This window comes from Sneathia vaginalis (assembly GCF_000973085.1).
GTDB lineage: Bacteria > Fusobacteriota > Fusobacteriia > Fusobacteriales > Leptotrichiaceae > Sneathia > Sneathia vaginalis.
Genome location: NZ_CP011280.1, coordinates 409,383 through 426,200 on the forward strand (window position 1 = coordinate 409,383; position 16,818 = coordinate 426,200).

At 28.3% G+C, this 16,818-nt stretch carries 14 protein-coding genes, 4 tRNA genes and 2 pseudogenes; 17 read left to right on the forward strand and 3 right to left on the reverse strand.

Translation table 11 applies throughout. The features are described from left to right. The first annotated feature begins 15 nt into the window (after positions 1 to 15). The 4 genes from VC03_RS02020 to VC03_RS02035 all read left to right on the forward strand — a co-directional run bounded on the left by VC03_RS02020 (position 16) and on the right by VC03_RS02035 (position 5,323). Positions 16 to 1,062, forward strand: coding sequence for an extracellular solute-binding protein (locus tag VC03_RS02020; protein ID WP_052727653.1), 1,047 nt, complete (start codon positions 16 to 18; stop codon positions 1,060 to 1,062). Between the two features lie 225 nt (positions 1,063 to 1,287). Further along, positions 1,288 to 1,563, forward strand: a complete 276-nt coding sequence (locus VC03_RS02025; protein ID WP_144406227.1) for a hypothetical protein — start codon at positions 1,288 to 1,290, stop codon at positions 1,561 to 1,563. A gap of 134 nt (positions 1,564 to 1,697) precedes the next feature. After that, a complete protein-coding gene (locus tag VC03_RS02030) occupies positions 1,698 to 4,010 on the forward strand; it encodes a YadA family autotransporter adhesin (protein WP_046328445.1) in 2,313 nt (770 codons plus the stop codon). Between the two features lie 86 nt (positions 4,011 to 4,096). Continuing rightward, positions 4,097 to 5,323 carry an MFS transporter gene (locus tag VC03_RS02035; protein WP_257719625.1) on the forward strand — a complete coding sequence of 409 codons (1,227 nt, stop codon included), beginning with the start codon at positions 4,097 to 4,099 and terminating at the stop codon, positions 5,321 to 5,323. 14 nt (positions 5,324 to 5,337) lie between these two features. Here the strand turns inward: VC03_RS02035 and VC03_RS02040 are convergent, their stop codons facing one another. Continuing rightward, entirely contained in the window at positions 5,338 to 5,859 is a 522-nt protein-coding gene (locus tag VC03_RS02040) for a hypothetical protein (protein ID WP_046328447.1), read from the reverse strand. A gap of 8 nt (positions 5,860 to 5,867) precedes the next feature. Beyond that, positions 5,868 to 7,976, reverse strand: coding sequence for an ATP-dependent helicase (locus tag VC03_RS02045; protein ID WP_046328448.1), 2,109 nt, complete (start codon positions 7,974 to 7,976; stop codon positions 5,868 to 5,870). A 101-nt stretch (positions 7,977 to 8,077) separates the two neighbouring features. On the opposite strand from VC03_RS02045, the gene VC03_RS02050 reads away from it, so the two are divergent. The 4 genes from VC03_RS02050 to VC03_RS02065 are packed head-to-tail and all read left to right on the forward strand — an operon-like array spanning position 8,078 to position 12,269. Then, complete coding sequence (locus tag VC03_RS02050; protein WP_046328449.1) at positions 8,078 to 10,126, forward strand: HD family phosphohydrolase; 2,049 nt, start codon at positions 8,078 to 8,080, stop codon at positions 10,124 to 10,126. Next, a complete protein-coding gene (gene ybeY, locus VC03_RS02055) occupies positions 10,089 to 10,595 on the forward strand; it encodes an rRNA maturation RNase YbeY (RefSeq protein ID WP_237223966.1) in 507 nt (168 codons plus the stop codon). Before VC03_RS02050 ends, ybeY begins: the two co-directional genes overlap by 38 nt. Then, positions 10,579 to 11,325, forward strand: coding sequence for a diacylglycerol kinase (locus VC03_RS02060; RefSeq protein WP_046328450.1), 747 nt, complete (start codon positions 10,579 to 10,581; stop codon positions 11,323 to 11,325). Before ybeY ends, VC03_RS02060 begins: the two co-directional genes overlap by 17 nt. Before the next feature lie 8 nt (positions 11,326 to 11,333). Next, positions 11,334 to 12,269, forward strand: a complete 936-nt coding sequence (locus tag VC03_RS02065) for a manganese-dependent inorganic pyrophosphatase (protein WP_046328451.1) — start codon at positions 11,334 to 11,336, stop codon at positions 12,267 to 12,269. Between the two features lie 14 nt (positions 12,270 to 12,283). On the opposite strand, the gene VC03_RS06525 is transcribed toward VC03_RS02065, so the two are convergent. Next, positions 12,284 to 13,048, reverse strand: coding sequence for a phosphatase PAP2 family protein (locus tag VC03_RS06525; RefSeq protein WP_052727654.1), 765 nt, complete (start codon positions 13,046 to 13,048; stop codon positions 12,284 to 12,286). Between the two features lie 119 nt (positions 13,049 to 13,167). Here VC03_RS06525 and VC03_RS02075 point away from each other — a divergent pair. From VC03_RS02075 to VC03_RS02115, 9 genes and pseudogenes are all read left to right on the forward strand, one after another. Continuing rightward, positions 13,168 to 13,257 (forward strand) — tRNA-Ser (locus VC03_RS02075). Positions 13,258 to 13,259: 2 nt separating this feature from the next. Next, positions 13,260 to 13,351 (forward strand) — tRNA-Ser (locus VC03_RS02080). A gap of 6 nt (positions 13,352 to 13,357) precedes the next feature. Next, positions 13,358 to 13,434, forward strand: a tRNA-Arg gene (locus VC03_RS02085). A gap of 39 nt (positions 13,435 to 13,473) precedes the next feature. Beyond that, a complete protein-coding gene (locus VC03_RS02090) occupies positions 13,474 to 14,163 on the forward strand; it encodes a tRNA1(Val) (adenine(37)-N6)-methyltransferase (protein ID WP_046328452.1) in 690 nt (229 codons plus the stop codon). A 1-nt stretch (position 14,164) separates the two neighbouring features. Further along, positions 14,165 to 14,240 (forward strand) — tRNA-Arg (locus VC03_RS02095). Between the two features lie 22 nt (positions 14,241 to 14,262). After that, complete coding sequence (gene rlmD / locus VC03_RS02100) at positions 14,263 to 15,648, forward strand: 23S rRNA (uracil(1939)-C(5))-methyltransferase RlmD (RefSeq protein WP_046328453.1); 1,386 nt, start codon at positions 14,263 to 14,265, stop codon at positions 15,646 to 15,648. A 233-nt stretch (positions 15,649 to 15,881) separates the two neighbouring features. Next, positions 15,882 to 16,010 (forward strand): hypothetical protein, encoded by a 129-nt coding sequence (locus VC03_RS06850; protein WP_257719622.1) that lies wholly within the window; start codon positions 15,882 to 15,884, stop codon positions 16,008 to 16,010. Between the two features lie 48 nt (positions 16,011 to 16,058). Continuing rightward, a pseudogene (locus tag VC03_RS06780) lies at positions 16,059 to 16,364 on the forward strand (recombinase family protein); the annotation flags it as partial. Between the two features lie 141 nt (positions 16,365 to 16,505). Then, positions 16,506 to 16,817, forward strand: a pseudogene (locus VC03_RS02115) (recombinase family protein); the annotation flags it as partial. Position 16,818: the final 1 nt, after the last annotated feature.

The window sequence follows — 16,818 nt, forward strand, 5'->3', positions numbered from 1 at the left end:
AGAGGTGATTTTTAGTTGAAAAGAGTAGCAAAAATTTTTATGGTAGCTATGTTATTCATTGTTAGCTTCTCATGTGGGAGTAAGAAAACAAATGAAGTCAATATTTACACTTGGACGTATTTCATTCCTGATGAAATAATACAAGGTTTTGAAAAAGAAACTGGTATAAAGGTCAATATTAGTTATTATGACAACAATGACACGCTATTAACCAAGTTATTTACAGGAAGAACACAATACGATATAATATCCCCATCTACAGATTATGTTGATATTTTGATTAAAAAAGGCTTATTAGAAAAACTTGATAAGAAAAAATTAGGGGATACATTTAAAAACTTAGATGCTGATAACCTAAATCTATATGAATATGCTAAGGGTTATGACGATGGGTTAAATTATTCATTACCATATGGTTTTTTTGCGACAGGTATTACAGTAAATACTAAGGTATTAGGTAAAGATTTTAAAAGAGATTTAAGTATTTTTGAAGATGAAAAATACAAGGGTTCAATGACAATGTTAGATGATGGACGTGAGGTTATAGGAATGATACTACAAAATCTAGGGTATCCATCAAATTCTAAAGATGATAAACAATTAGAAGAAGTAAAAAACATTTTATTGAAATACAAGAAGAACTTAGCTAAGTTTGATAGTACAACATTTGGTAAATCATTAGCAACAGGAGAATTTGTTGTTTCACATGGATATCCAGATGTGTTCTATGAAACAAATGAAGAAGAACAAAAAAACTTTATGTATTTCTTACCTAAGGGAGCTATGATGTATATAGACAATATGGCTATACTAAAAGAAGCACCTAATAAAGAAAATGCATATAAGTTTTTAGAATATTTATACAGACCAGAAAATTATGCAAAATATGTTGAACTATTTAGACAAGTACCAGTAATTAAGGGAACAGAAAAATATACTAATGTAAAACCAATTGTTAGTGCTAGTGAAGTAGTTAAAAATGCTAAATTACCATTAAGTCTTGATGAAGAAGCAAAAGAAAAACAAGATAGAATATGGAATGAGGTAAAGTTAGCAAAGTAGATATATGAAAATGAAGCGAAGTGAAAGCTTCATTTTTTTTAGCATCTATTTTCAAAATAAATAAAAACGAATAAAAAAGTTAAGAAACTACAAGTGACTAAAAATAAATCTACAAACAAAAGAAAGCGTTGAGTTTTTAATATGTTAACAAAGAAAATAAAAAAAAGTTTAAAAAATGTTGAAAATAAATGGGGGGGGGTAAAATTTGTTAAGGAGATGATATTAATGAAAATATTTTCAAGATTTAAAGCAAGAAAAAGTATAATTACAGCTTTATTAATAAGCTCTTTTTTAAGTAGTAGAATAGGATTTGGTGAAGAAAAGAATAAGCCATTAACTGAAGCTGAAAAAACTCAAGTAGAAGAAGTTATAAAGCAATTAGGAATAGAAAGAGCTAAAACTTTATTTGACTTATTAATCAAAAAAAATGAAACAGATAAAGTAAGAGAAATCATAAAAAAAATAAATGAAGTAGAAGGAACAGATGAAGAAAAAAAGTAAAAAAGGAAGATATTATTGAAAAAGGAGAGGGGCCATTTAGTAGTAATATATTAAAGGACATTAAAGACACTGAAAATAATTCAATTGTTAGAATTTATCGATCAGGCGTGATAGAAATTGGAAAAGGAGCAAGTATGATAAATAATGTTGCTCTTAATAATGATGGTATATTAATAGGTACAGATGCAAAGGTTGACGGATATTTAGGACATCCAGGAAGTATAGCTATAGGTAAAAGTGCATATGCAGAAACATTTTTTGGTGTAAGAGAGCAAATATTAAACTTTAAAAGAACAACATTTAATAAAACTGGATATAACGCTGCATATCCGTATGATATAGATAAAATAGATACTCCTATTGCTATAGGTAGAAATAGTTATGCAAGTTCAGGTAGTGTTGTTTTAGGACAACATACATATACAGGCAAAATTGGTGATATAAATATAGAATCAATGAAAGATGGTGCCAGCAATAGAGTTAAAGGAATAGGAATATATTCTACAGTAGTTGGAACAAACAGTTTTGCTAATGGGACATTATCAACTTTATCGGGAGCTTATTCGATTATGACTTCACAATATGAAGGAGAAGATAATGAAGGTGTTAATTTAGGAAAGGGTGTTGCTAATCATAATCTAAATTTAGGGGCATTAATAAACGGTTCATTAAATAGTATAGAATCTAATGAAGGTGCTAATGGTGCAGAAATTGATAAATATTCAGGTATAGCAAATTCTGTTGTTGGTTTTGCAAATAGAGCAAACAATTCTAATGGAACTATGATATTTGGTGCAGGTAACGAAATAACAAATTCTGTTGATGAAATAGGTAACTATGATGTATGTGGACAAGATGTAGAAAAATATCCTAACTCAGTAAAAGAATTAGCCGAAAATTTAAGAAAACAATATAGTGATGGTAATGTAGGAGGTTCAACTCTAGTATTTGGTAGTGGAAATAAGGTAGATTATGCGAAATATGCTAATATAGCAGGAAGTAAAAATACGATAACAGGAACTAAAGATAAAAAATCAGAAAATAATATAGTAAATGGTAATGATAATGAAATTATCGAAGCATCAAATAATATAGTTTATGGAACAAAGTATAGAATTAAAAAGAAAAGTCCTCAAACTCAAACAAGATCTACACAAGATACTGGAACACAAACAGAAGATCCAAATGGAAATATACTATTTGGACATAATGATGAATATGTAGATATAACAGTAAAAAATACTATTGCAATAGGAGGTAATATTAAGCCTAATTTAGATAATTCAGTATATTTAGGTACAAAAAGTATGGAATCAAAAGAAGCTAATACATTATGGAGAAAAGAAAATAGAGATCGATCATATAAAGGTTATGCAGGCTTTGACCATATTGGTGGTATAGTTACAGTAGGTAACGATACATTAACACGTGTTATACAAAATGTAGCACCAGGATTAATATCAGCTACATCAACAGATGCAATTAATGGTTCACAACTATATAAATATGTTGCTAAGCAATCTATAAATGTAAAAGCAGGAGATAAAATTATAAACGTTAAATTGGGAGATACTTTAGAGTTAAAAGGAAATGGTATTGATATATCAGTAGATGATAAACAACCTCAAACAACACAATCTAATACTACACCACAACCAGCACCTTCTACATCACAAGAACATACAGCAACCTTTGAAGCAAAAGGAAATGTTGGAGGTTCAGATACATTTGGGTATAAGTATAGAGATGATAAAGGTAAAGAAACAGAATTAAAAGAAGGTCCTGATGGTAAGCTATATACTGATGAATTTTTACAAAATAATGAATACAAGAATAATAAATGGGTTAAAAAAGGAACAACAGAAGATAGTATACTTAAAGATAACCGATACGACAAAAACAATGAAAAAGTAATTTTAAGCACAAAATATGGTAAGATAATTACTGATGTAGCTGATGGTATCAAAGCTAAAGATGCAGTAAATGTAAGTCAATTAAATGCTGTTAGAACAAAAGTAGAAAAGAATACTAGTGATATACAACAACTACAAAAAGATGTTAAAGAAGTAGATAAGAAATCAGACCTAGCTTTAGGTGGAGTATCAAATGCAGTGGCTATGGCTAATCTACCACAAGTAATGGGAGATAAGAAGTTTAATTTAGCTGCATCTTATGGATATTATGGTGGTTCTCATGCAGTAGCTATTGGATTTAGTGGAACAAATGACAAGCAAAACTTTATCTACAAATTAAGTGGATCAGTAAATAATAAGGGAAATCTTGCCTTTGGTATTGGTGCTGGAGTAATGCTTGGAGAAGTTAATAATAAGGATAAGAAGATTGAGGACTTAACTAAAGAAAACAAAGAAATTAAAGAAAATTTGAGAAATCAAAGTGCTGAAATACAAGAGTTAAAAGAAATTGTAAAAAGATTAATGAGAAAATGAGGCTGTAAAGCTTCATTTTTTTAAAAATTTCTTGTATAATATAAAAAAAAGGAGGTATTTTTATTTTAAAAAACAAAATATACAGAATATTTTTACTATCAGATGTTTTTTCTATAATGGGGAGGACATTATTTGATATAGCGTTTTTGATATATGCTTCTAAATTTGAAAATGCTAAACTTGCAGTTAGTATTGTATCCATAATTACAACATTACCCTATGCCACAGATTTTATACTAGGCTATATGGCTGATAAGGAAGACAAGAAGGTAAGTAGACTTATACATAATAAAGTGTTGCAAACAATCCTATTTCTAGCATTTTCGATAATAGTATTCTTTAAGCCTAGCTGGTACGTGTTTTTTGCCATAGTCTTAATTAACGTAGTAGCAGATGTATTTGGAGGGTATAATTCATATTTATCATTATCTATATATTACAAGATAGTTGAAGAAAAAGATCTAGAAAAGGCTTTTGCTTTTAATAATTCTATATCTACAACAGTTTCATTGGTTTCTAAGTTTATGGGAGTTATGATTATTGAAGTTATAGCATACAATTATTCTGTATTTGGGATAATAAATTCCTCTTTGTATTTTGTAAGTTTTTTACTAATGTATATTAATAGAAGTAGACTTAAAAGTGTAAAGTTTAATATAAAAAAGAAAGAAAAAATAACAGCTAAAAGATTTTTAAAAGATACTATAGAAAATTTAAAGATTATAAGATCAAATAAAAAGATATATAGATTTGTACTGCTATTTGCAATACTTAATCTATATTCTTCAGGAATGTATGCAATCTTTTTATTAGTAATTTTAGATACTCCTAACTTATTAGTAGGTAATTATGCTAATACATTAACTGTTACACAAGCTCTAGAAACAATTTTTATGATAGTAGCAGGTGTATATATTATACCGATTTATAGGAAGGTTGATATAGTTAGGATGACATTTATTGAAATAATATTTTTCATACTTTATGTATTAAATATACTATTTTTACAAAATGTATATGCCCTATTAATACTAGTTAGTATCTCTGGTTATTTAGCAGGTGTATCTAATCCTAAATTAACAACATTCCTATTAAAAGAAGTGCCTGAAGATAAACAAACATCAATATTTAGTATATATGGAACTATAGTAACATTAACTGTACCTTTAGGTACGATAATATTTACATTTTTATCTAATGTAATAGGAAATATGTTTACAATATCTATACTTTTAGCAGTATTAGTATTTTCTCTTTTATACACTTACACTTTCATTTTGAATGAAAAACAAAAATATTCTCCCAAAATCTGAGAGAATATTTTTTTTTAAAATTGTATAACTTCAAAATATTTAGAATTTAAGAAATCTAGGGGCATAATAATATTGCTTTTAGGTAGACCTAAAACATCAACATTTGTAGTATCTTTAAAGATTCTGTATACAAAGTGTGAGCAATATGTAAGTCCTAAATCCATATCTAAAGGTATTAGAGGGAAATATTTTTTAAATAGGTAGTTGTCATATATATCAGTTAACATCTTACTTCTAATATCATCGTTAATATATTTGTATCTTAATAGTACAAATTCTTTTTTCTGATTATTTAAAAAGTAAAATGGAAATTCTCTTAGACCTATTTTCATACTAGGATAGTCCACTATCTTATTACCCTCTACCACTATCATACAGTGACCCCATCTTGAAACAAAAGTAGCGTTACTTGGTTTGTAGAGTATAATATCACCAACTTTTGCTATATTTGAAATTTTTTCTATATTATCAGTAGAATGCCAATCAATAGAAAATGAAAAAATTGAGAGTAAAAATACTAATAAATATTTTTTCATACAATCACCTATTTTAAAAATCTATCTGCAAGTAATAGGGAAATTTTCTTTTCGCCTATAATAAAGTCTATTGTTAGACTCTTATCATCAATCTTTTTTATAGTCCCACGACCATAAGCTAAATGATTTACAGTTTGTCCCACTTTAAATGTTGAAAAAGCAGTCTCTACTGTTTGTTTCTTATTCCTTACAGGATTAAAGTTTTCTATTATGTGTTCTGATACATTTTCTGTATTTTTCTTAGCATTTACATGTTCTATATATTTTTTGTCCATATCATAGTAGAAATGAGAAACAGATTTAAAGTTTTCTGTTAAACCATTAAATGTTCTATTTTTACAATAACTTAAGTATAGTTCTTTTTTTGCACGTGTAATTGCAACGTAACAAAGTCTTCTTTCTTCTTCAAGACTACTAATATCATTGAGGTTAGAATTAGTAGGGAATAAATTAGATTCAAAACCAGCTAAAAAGACTGTGTTAAATTCAAGACCTTTTGAGCTGTGTATAGTCATAAGTTTTACTATATTATCTTCATTAATACTATCTGTTGTACTAGATAATGATGTGAAAGTTAAATATTCATCTAGTGTAAGATTTTCATCAACTTTTTGTGCTTCTTTTATTGAATTTAATAATTCATATACATTAGCTCTTTTTTCATCAGGATTATCAAGTGTAGCAACATATTCTAAATAGTGAGTTTTTTCGATAATTTCTTGCATTAAACCACTTAACATTATATTATCTTTTTTATCGTATAAGTCACTCATTAAGTTATAAAAATCTTTTACTTTACTTGTATTATCATATTGCATAGCATCTAATAGACTGATACCGTTATCCCTTGCAAAAGATATTATTTTTTCTTGTGTCTTACTTCCGATTTTTCTTTTTGGATTTGAAATACAACGTTCAAAACTAACAACATCCTCAGGGTTATTTAAAAACATAAGGTACGATAAAAGGTCTTTTACTTCTTTTCTTTGATAGAATGATAATCCTCCATATACCTTACAATTTATACCATTTCTATTTAGTTCTTGTTCTAATACACGTGATTGAGCATTCATTCTGTAAAGAATTGTGAAATTACCATATTTTTCTTTTGATTCCTTTATTATTTCACAAATATGTCTTGCTTCATCATAGGGGTCTGTTGCTTCATAAAGATTAGGTAATTTACCAGTATCATTTTTTGTCCATAAAGCCTTACCAAGTGATGATGTGTTTTTAGAGATAACAGAATTTGCAAGATTTAATATGTTAGATGTAGATCTATAGTTTTGTTCTAATTTTACTATCAATGCATTTGGGTAATCTTTTTTGAAATTTAATATGTTATTTATATCAGCACCACGGAATGCATAAATACTTTGATCTTCATCACCTACGACACATAGATTTTTGTATTTTTTAGCTAATTTTGTCACGATTTGATATTGTATATTGTTTGTATCTTGGTATTCATCAACCAATATATATTTAAACTTATTTTGTATTTTTTCTAAGACAGTATTGTCATCTAGTAAGGCTTTACAATTTAATAGTATATCTGTAAAATCCATACAGTTGTTTTTTATCAATGTTTCTTGATATTGTTTTAGGACTTCATAGAATTCTCTATTATCCTTAATTTTTAAGTCTATTTCATTTTCAAAATTTTTAACTGTAACGCCATTTTCTTTAGATTTTGAAATTCTTGTGTAAAAGCTAGAAGGTGTTTGTGCATAGTTTAAATTTTTTACGATTTTCTTAATTAAACTTTTTGAGTCATCAGCATCATAGATATTGAAATTACTTGTGAAACCAATGCTTTTACCATAGATTCTAAGCATTCTAACTGAGAATGAGTGGAAAGTAGAAATTATCATCTTATTAGCATCTTCGCCTATTAAATCATGAATTCTTTCTTTCATTTCATTAGCAGCCTTATTAGTAAATGTAAGTGCTAGGATAGATTCTGGATCTATATTGCATTCTTTTACCATATGTGCGATTTTGTATGTTACGGTTCTTGTCTTACCACTACCAGCTCCAGCTAGTATAAGGGAAGGTCCATCTATTTTTTCACTAGCTTTTCTTTGCATGTCATTTAAATTGTCTAATATATTCATCTTTCACTCCTAATAAATAATAGAGATTATACCATATTTTAAATAGACATTAAAGTAGCTATATGGTATAATTTAACATAATAAATTATGGAGATAAAATCATGGAATTTAACTTTTTTGGTAATAAATTTGACATTAATATACGTCATCAAGAAAAAAATATAGATAGAATTAGAACTAAAAAAATTTATGATAAATACAATTTTAGAATCTTTATTCTACTAGCAATATTTGTGTTTTTTTCTATAATTTTTGTATATTACAAAACAAAAACAGATTATGTTATAGGGACACCAGCAAAGCGTGATGTTATTGCATACAAGACTATTACATATGAAAAAGATATTTTAGATAAAGAAATAAAGAAGAAGATATTAAAAAATACTAAACCAGAATATGATAGACATGATGATGTTGCTAAAGCTGAAGTAGATAAGTTTTCTAAAGTGTTACAAAATTTAAGTTTAGTAGATTTAAAAAACGTGAATGAAGTCCATTTATTTATTAAGGAAAATAACCTAAATATTTCACCAGAAGATCTGATAAGTGTTGGAATTAATGGTGGTAATAAGTATCATATATATTTGATAGATATATTGAATAAAATATATGAAGAAGGTGTAATAGATAAAGACGATTTAACAAAGATTTTATCTAAAAAACAAATAGTTTTAGATGACTATGAAAAGAATTTGATTAATAATTTCATAGAACCTAACTTAATAATTAATGAAGAAGAAACTAATGCTAAAATAGATGCAAATATACGGGCATTGAAGAATAATACTATTACAATCAAAAAGGGAGATTTCATACTGAAAAAAGGTGATGAAATAAGTGAAAGTAAGTATGAACAATTAAAACAATTAGGTTTAGTTTCTAATTATGAAAGAAACTTAAGAAATGTATTTAGCATCATATATGTAGTTATGATTTCTATTTCTTTTTATGTAGGTGGTAAAAAGTTCTTAAGTAAGGGTATAAACTCAAAAGGATTCTATCCTATGTTAATAAGTTTTGTACTAGTAAATGTACTATACTTATTAACAATAAATAAATCAGACACATTATTATACTTAGTACCTTTTGCAACGGTGTCTATAATATCATCAATGTTAACACAGGATAAGCAATTTTCTATTGCAGTTTCATGTATGACGAATATTTTACTTGCACCTAATTTAGAATGGTTTTGTGCAATGACAATAGTTTCTATTGTTAGTATATACAATAATATTAAATTAACAAATAGAATGGAATTAGTAAAAAATGGATTTAAGATAGGAGCTATACAAGGCCTATTTGTACTAATATATGCAGGGGTATATAACTATGGGATTAAATATTTAACCATCTTATTAACCTTCTCAATAATATCAGGATTTTTAACTGGTATGATATGTCTTGGTATAATACCATATTTTGAAAATGCATTTTCTATACTAACAGACATTAAATTACTAGAAACTGGAGATTATTCATCACCATTACTAAAACGTCTATTGCTTGAAGCACCAGGGACATTTTATCATAGCATAATGGTAGGAGCATTAGCTGAACAAGCAGCAGAAGCAATAGGTGCTAACCCTATACTAGCTAGAGTTGGAGCGTACTACCATGATATAGGTAAATTAAAAAGACCAGTTTATTTCGTTGAAAATCAAGGAGGACTTACTAATTTACACAATGAATTAAAGCCTTCATTAAGTGCATTGATATTAACATCTCATCCTAAAGATGGATATATACTAGGTAAGCAATATGGATTACCTAAAGAAGTGTTGGATATAATAATAGAGCACCATGGTACAACTATGGTACAGTATTTCTATTATAAGGCAGTTGAAATAGGTGAAAACATTAATGAAACAGACTTTAGATATGTGGGACCTAAACCTAGTACAAAAGAATCAGCAATAGTAATGTTAGCTGACACAGTAGAAGCTGCAGTAAGGGCATCTTCTGATAAAAGTAAAGAAGGTATTGAAAATACTATAAGATACCTAATTAAGTATAAGATAGATGATAATCAATTAGATGAATGTGATATAAAATTAAAGGATATTGAAGCAATAATACAAGCATTCTTGAAAGTATTAAAAGCAGCTTATCATGAAAGAATACAATATCCAAAAATTAGTAGAAAATAAAGGAGTTAATATGTTAGACTTAGATATTACTTATGACGTAGATGAAGTGTTAGAATATTATGATGAAGATAGAATAAGAGAATATGTGGAATACATATTAAAAAATGAAAAAGAAGATTTTAATGATAAGACATATTATGTATCATTTATGCTAACCAATAATGAAGTTATTCATAAGATTAATAAGGAATATAGGGGTGTTGATAGACCAACAGATGTAATATCATTTGCATATAATGAAACAGAAAATGTAGGACCAGTTGAAGTAGTAGGTGATATAATAATATCTATCGACAAGGTAAGAGAACAAGCGAAAGAATATGGTCATAGTGATAAAAGAGAATTCTTTTATTTACTAACTCATGGTATGTTGCATATACTTGGTTATGATCATATAAAGGATGACGAAAGAAAAATTATGCGTGAAAAAGAAGAAAGATATTTAGATGCGTATGAGTATAAAAGATAATAAATCAAAAAAAGCTTCAAGAATAATAGAAAGTTTTAACCATTCTATAGATGGTATAATAGAAACAATAAGAAGTGAATCACATATGAGGTTTCATATATTCACTGCAATAATTATAATAATCCTAGCAATGCTATTTGATGTAACAAAGGCAGAACTATTAATTTTAATTTTAACAGTTTCCCTTGTCTTTATAACCGAAATAATAAATACTAGTATTGAAAGGACAGTAGACTTAGTCACTGAGAAAAAGAATCCGCTAGCAAAAATAGCAAAAGATTCAGCAGCAGGTGCTGTTATGATAGCGGCAATTTCATCTTTATTAGTAGGGTATATAATATTTTTTGATAGGATACTAAAGTTTGTTGTGACAACACATCATATTGCAACATTAACAGGTAGAATATCTAACATATCATTACTAGTTATTGCCTTGTTATGCATAATAGTAGTTAGTGTTAAGGCTATTTACAAAAAGGGAACAGCACTAGAAGGTGGTATGCCCAGTGGACATGCAACTTTAGCTAGTTCGTTTGTTGTAATAATTACATTTATGACAACAGATATTAGAGTAATATTAATGGCTTTAGTCCTATACCTATTAGTCTGTCAAAGTAGAATAAAAGCAGGTATTCATACATTTAAGGAAGTTTTAGTAGGTAGTATAATAGGATTTAGTATAACTTATATAATATTTTTAGTATTAATAAAATTAGGAAGAATATTTTAGGAGGAATAATGGAAGAAATTTTAGTTTATGGGCACAGAAATCCAGATTCTGATGCAATATGTACAGCAATAGCTTATGCAGAACTTAGAAATTTAACAAATAAGAAGGATGAAAAAGCAGTAGCTGTTAGAATTGGTGATGTTAATGAAGAAACAAAATATGCATTAAATTATTTTAATGTAGAAGCACCAAGATATGTTGAAAATGTAGCAGGTAAGAAGATAATAATGGTTGATCATAATGAAAGAACACAAACAGCTGATGGATTTGAAGAAGCAAAAGTTCTAGAATTAATAGACCATCATAGAATAGCAAACTTTAAAACAGATGAACCTTTACACGCAAGAGTTGAACCTTATGGATGTACTTCAACTATAGTATGTGAAATGTATCAAGAAAAAGGTGTAGTACCATCTAAAAAAATGGCAGGTATGATGCTAAGTGCAATAATATCAGATACACTATTATTCAAATCACCTACATGTACAGAACATGATGTTAATGCTTGTAAGTATTTAGCACCTATTGCAGGAGTAGAATTAAGAGAATATGGTATGGATTTACTAAAAGCAGGTACTAATTTAGGTTCTAAGACTGAACATGAAATACTTAATATGGATATGAAAGTATTTGAATTAGATAAGGGTAGATTTGGTATAGCACAAGTAAATACAGTAAATGAAGAAGAATTATTAGCTAAAAAAGATAAATTCCTAGCTGAAATCAAAAAAATGTTAGAAGACTTAAACTTAGAAGGATTTATGTTTGTAATAACTAACATATTATCAAATGATTCAGTTGCTATAGTAGAAGGTAATAAAGTGGATATTATAGAAAAAGCATTTGATAAAAAGGCAGTTGCTAATACATTTAGTTTACCTGGTGTAGTATCAAGAAAGAAACAAATGGTACCACCTTTAACAAGAGCTGCAAGTAATAACTAAAAAAAGAACTGTTACTATTTAGTAACAGCTTTTTTTGGATAAACAAACATAGTTATTAAGAATAATATGTAGAATATATATGTTGGTAAATTAAAGTACTTAATGATTAATAGGACCACTGCAAGAGGTATAAGACCTATTAGTATTTTCTTGTTACTTAATTTATGAGGTTTTTGTATATATGGTGTTATTATTATAAACAGCAAAGTCAAAATACTTATCATTAAATCATCCTTTATAAGCATAAACTCTGTACCTTTTGTATATTTAAATATTGAGAGCAATAAGGAAATTAAAGCTATAACAAATAGGTTACCTTTATTTAAACGTATAAATATTAACCCTATAATCAAACCAATAATTACATCAGTTGGTGTATGTACACCAAGTACTAATCTAGATATTGCAACTAAAAATGGTATAGCATACAATATATTCCTATTATACTTATTAGCTAAAAATCCAAATACAGACATAGATCCTTGTGAATGTCCACTAGGGAATGAGTATCCAGTAGCAGTCTTTAATGCAAATTTACTAGGATTAATATTTTTGTATATTGTAAAAGGTCTAGGTATACAAAAAACTAATTTTGCAATTTGCGACACATTTCCAGCCATAAGTGTAGTTTTAATTAATTCAATGCCTACAATAGAATTTTTCCAATAGACTGTACAGATAATGAATAAAAGTACTTTAGTATCACCTAACAAGGTGATGTAGTCAAAAATTTTAATGATTCTTAAAGCTTTAAAAAGCATAAGTATTTGGTATTCCATATTTTTTTCTCCTAATTAAGTTATAGTATATTATAGCCTATTATTATACAATATACAAAAATAAAGAGGAAAAATGGTTGACAAGAAAATCAAAAAATGGTAGTATATTCTAGTGCAACGGGCAGATGTCCGAACTGGCTAAGGAACCGGTCTTGAAAACCGGCGAAGATGTAACAGTCGTCTGGGTTCGAATCCCAGTCTGCCCGCCAGTGGTGAAGTGTTAGAGTGGCCGAATATGCTCCCCTGCTAAGGGAGTGTCCAAGTAATATTGGATCGAGGGTTCAAATCCCTCCTTCACCGCCATTATATGTGCTTCTAGCTCAATGGATTAGAGCGTCTGGCTACGGACCAGAAGGTTACGAGTTCGACTCTTGTGAAGCACGCCACTTTGTACCGTGAGGTACTTTTTTTTTACTGGAGGTTCTATGATACAGGAAATATGTATAAAGGGATTAAAAATATTACAAAATGTAGATTTACAATCAGTAACGCTAGATTCTTTAGTTTTAGCTGACTTTGTAAAGATTAATAGGAAGGTAAAAAATATATTAGAAATAGGAAGTGGTAATGGAATAATATCAATGCTGTTGTATAAAAAAACTAGTGCCAATATACAAGGGGTTGAAATCTTAAAAGAGTCATATGAATTAGCAGTAGAAAATATGAAAGCTAATAATATGGAAATTGAATATATCAATGCAGATATAAAGGAATATTCTAAAGGTCTACATCAAAATTTTGATGTTATCGTATCAAATCCACCGTATTTTATAGAAAAAAATGAGAATCAAAAAAAGAAAAATATTTTAAAACAAATAGCAAGAAATGAAGAAGATTTAAAGATAGAGGATATAATAGAAATATCGAATAGATTATTAAAAAATATGGGACATCTTTATCTAGTATTTAGAGTAGAAAGATTAGATGAAGTTCTAGAATATATCTCTAAAACTAAATTAGTTGCTAAAGTTTTGAAATTTGTGTATACTAAAAATACAGATAACGCTTTATTAGTCTTAATTGATTGTATAAAGTCGGGTAAAAAAGGTTTAATTGTAGAAAAACCTTTAAATATATATAACAAAAAAATTAAAAATGAAATATATGGGATATAACGTGCTTCTAGCTCAATGGATAGAGCAGCTGGCTTCGAACCAGAAGGTTACGAGTTCGACTCTTGTGAGGCACGCCATTTTTTTTAGTAAAGGAATAAAATGAAAAAAGGCGATATAATTAGTATAAAAATAGAAGGTATTAATGAAAGAGGAAAATCATATGGAATTATTGATAATAATAGGGTTTTTGTCAATATTAATGCTGCAAAAGACCAAATTGTTGAGGGAAGATTAAACAAAACAAGAAAAAAGAGATATGAGTTAAATGATTGTAAGATAATAGATTATGCTAATAGAAAAAATCAAATATATCAAGAATTAGAAAGACAGTGTGGAGGATGTAATTTTCAATATTACACCTATGAAGAACAACTCTATTTAAAAAAAGAAAATATTAAAAGATTGTTAGATCAGTGTATAAAGTATGAATATGAGTTTCAAGAACCTATACAAAGTGTTGAAAAACAAGGGTATAGAAACAAGATGGAATTTAGCTTTGGGAATGAATACCTAGATGGTCCAACAATTTTAGGATTACATAAGCAAAATAGTTTTCATGATATAGTAAATGTTAGTGGTTGTAAGTTGATGGATGCTAATTTTAATATGATATACAATAAAATAGATGAAATTTCAAAGAAATTTGGTTTAAACTTTTATCATAGACTTAAGCATGTAGGCTACTTAAGAAATTTAGTTATAAGAAAAGGTGAAAATGATATCTTAGTAAATCTTGTCACAACAAGTGATATAGACAGAAAAATAGAAAAAGATTATCTAGAAGAATTAAAAAAAGAACTCCTTATTTTACCCTTAAAATATGGGTATAAGATAACTGGTATACTACATACATTAAATGATGGTTTACAAGATATGGTAGTTAGTGAAAAAGAAAATATACTTTATGGTAAAAGAGATATATGCGAAGAGGTATTTGACTTAAAATTTGAAATTAGTCCTTATAGTTTCTTTCAAACAAATAAAAAGACAGTTGAAAAACTTTATTCAAAGGTAATTGAATATATAGGTCAAAAAAAAGATAGAGTGGTATTCGACCTATTTAGTGGTACAGGGACTATAGGACAAATAGTGTCGAAAAACTGTAAGAAGGTTATAGGTATAGAAATAGTTGAAGAAGCAGTGGAGAAGGCAAAATCAAATTGTGTATTAAATAATATACAAAATTGTGAGTTCATAGCTGGTGATGTGTTTAGTAGGTTAGAAAATCTAGAAATCCCTGACCTATTAATACTAGATCCACCAAGAGGTGGTGTTGGTGAAAAAACAGTTAAAAAGATTGTAGAGTTTTATCCAACAGATGAAATAATATATGTTTCTTGTAATCCAAGAACATTATGTACAGATTTGAAACAATTTCAAGAGTATGGTTATACTGTGAAAAAAGCATGTATAGTTGATATGTTCCCATTTACTAATCATGTTGAGACGGTAGTATTGATGTCAAAAGTTGCATACAGTGCGTAAATAAGGGCTTATTCATAGGATATCATTAAAGGTATCGTTAGCTTTGAGTAAGTCTTATTATTTGAGAGAAAATAAGGTTGAGTGGGAACATATCCATAGCCTAGAGTTGACACTAGAGAATGGATAACAAGAAAAAATGCACCCAACTAGAAATTTGATAATTGCAAAATAGCCTAATGAACATTATAATTAGATTAAAGAATAATTATGCTAAAATATTGTGGGGAATCTCTATGAATGGAAGAAAACATATGGCTGAAAATGTAACTGTAATACAGAAGCAGAGAGTTATAAAAGATTATGCTGTTTGGATATATGATCGTGTAAGTACAAGCCATAAAGCCCCAATGGATAGTTTATAGGCACAAATATAGGGATTAACGAGACTAGCGGTTGCACATAGAACATGGTTTGTGGCAGATGTTTTTATTGATGCTGCATATGCTAAGACAGGATCAAAAAGATCAGAAATTAATAGAATGATAAATGAGTGCAAGTATGGAAATTTAGATATTATTCTTATTAAAAGTTTTAGCCGTTTTGGACGTGATGCTAAAGAAGGCTTAGAAGCTATTAGAAGAATACGAGTAGCAGGGAAAAGAATTATATTTGAGAAAGATAAGATAGATACAGAGACCGTTAAAGATGAATTATTGATTAGTACAATTGAAACGTGTGAAATGACTGGAGAAGCGAAAATATACGCTTGGGCTTAAAATGCAGAGCCGAGGATGGAACATCAGGACTATATAATAGAGCCTGTTACGGCTAACAAAAAAGATAAGAATGGAATGCTTATAATTGATGAAGAAGAAGCAAGCATTGCTAGAAGAATTTACGACTAGTATCTTGGAGGATATAGTATTGGTGGAATTATAGATAAACTTGAAGAAAAGAAAATAAAGACATTTAAAGGTAAAGAACGATGGAGTAAAAAAGTGATTGAATCTACACTCATACGAGAAAAATATACAGGTGATGTGGCAATTGCGAATTCAGGAGGATCGGAGAATCGTTATTTGAATAAGAATCATCACGAAGGGATAATTTCAAAAGAGCAATTTAAAGCAGTTCAACTAGAAATGGAACTTCGTAGTAATGTTGAAATTGGAGAAGATGGAAAGTCTCAAAGAAAGAGTAAAAAGTATAGTGCGAAGAAAATAAAATGAT

Coding starts and splice junctions, on each gene's coding strand:
- VC03_RS02060 (WP_046328450.1), top strand. CDS start 10,579: ATGAGTATAAAAGATAATAAATCAAAAAAAGCTTCAAGAATAATAGAA.
- VC03_RS06850 (WP_257719622.1), top strand. CDS start 15,882: ATGAATGGAAGAAAACATATGGCTGAAAATGTAACTGTAATACAGAAG.
- VC03_RS02045 (WP_046328448.1), bottom strand. CDS start 7,976: ATGAATATATTAGACAATTTAAATGACATGCAAAGAAAAGCTAGTGAA.
- VC03_RS02025 (WP_144406227.1), top strand. CDS start 1,288: ATGAAAATATTTTCAAGATTTAAAGCAAGAAAAAGTATAATTACAGCT.
- VC03_RS06525 (WP_052727654.1), bottom strand. CDS start 13,048: ATGGAATACCAAATACTTATGCTTTTTAAAGCTTTAAGAATCATTAAA.
- VC03_RS02090 (WP_046328452.1), top strand. CDS start 13,474: ATGATACAGGAAATATGTATAAAGGGATTAAAAATATTACAAAATGTA.
- VC03_RS02040 (WP_046328447.1), bottom strand. CDS start 5,859: ATGAAAAAATATTTATTAGTATTTTTACTCTCAATTTTTTCATTTTCT.
- rlmD (WP_046328453.1), top strand. CDS start 14,263: ATGAAAAAAGGCGATATAATTAGTATAAAAATAGAAGGTATTAATGAA.
- VC03_RS02065 (WP_046328451.1), top strand. CDS start 11,334: ATGGAAGAAATTTTAGTTTATGGGCACAGAAATCCAGATTCTGATGCA.
- ybeY (WP_237223966.1), top strand. CDS start 10,089: ATGAAAGAATACAATATCCAAAAATTAGTAGAAAATAAAGGAGTTAAT.
- VC03_RS02050 (WP_046328449.1), top strand. CDS start 8,078: ATGGAATTTAACTTTTTTGGTAATAAATTTGACATTAATATACGTCAT.
- VC03_RS02030 (WP_046328445.1), top strand. CDS start 1,698: ATGATAAATAATGTTGCTCTTAATAATGATGGTATATTAATAGGTACA.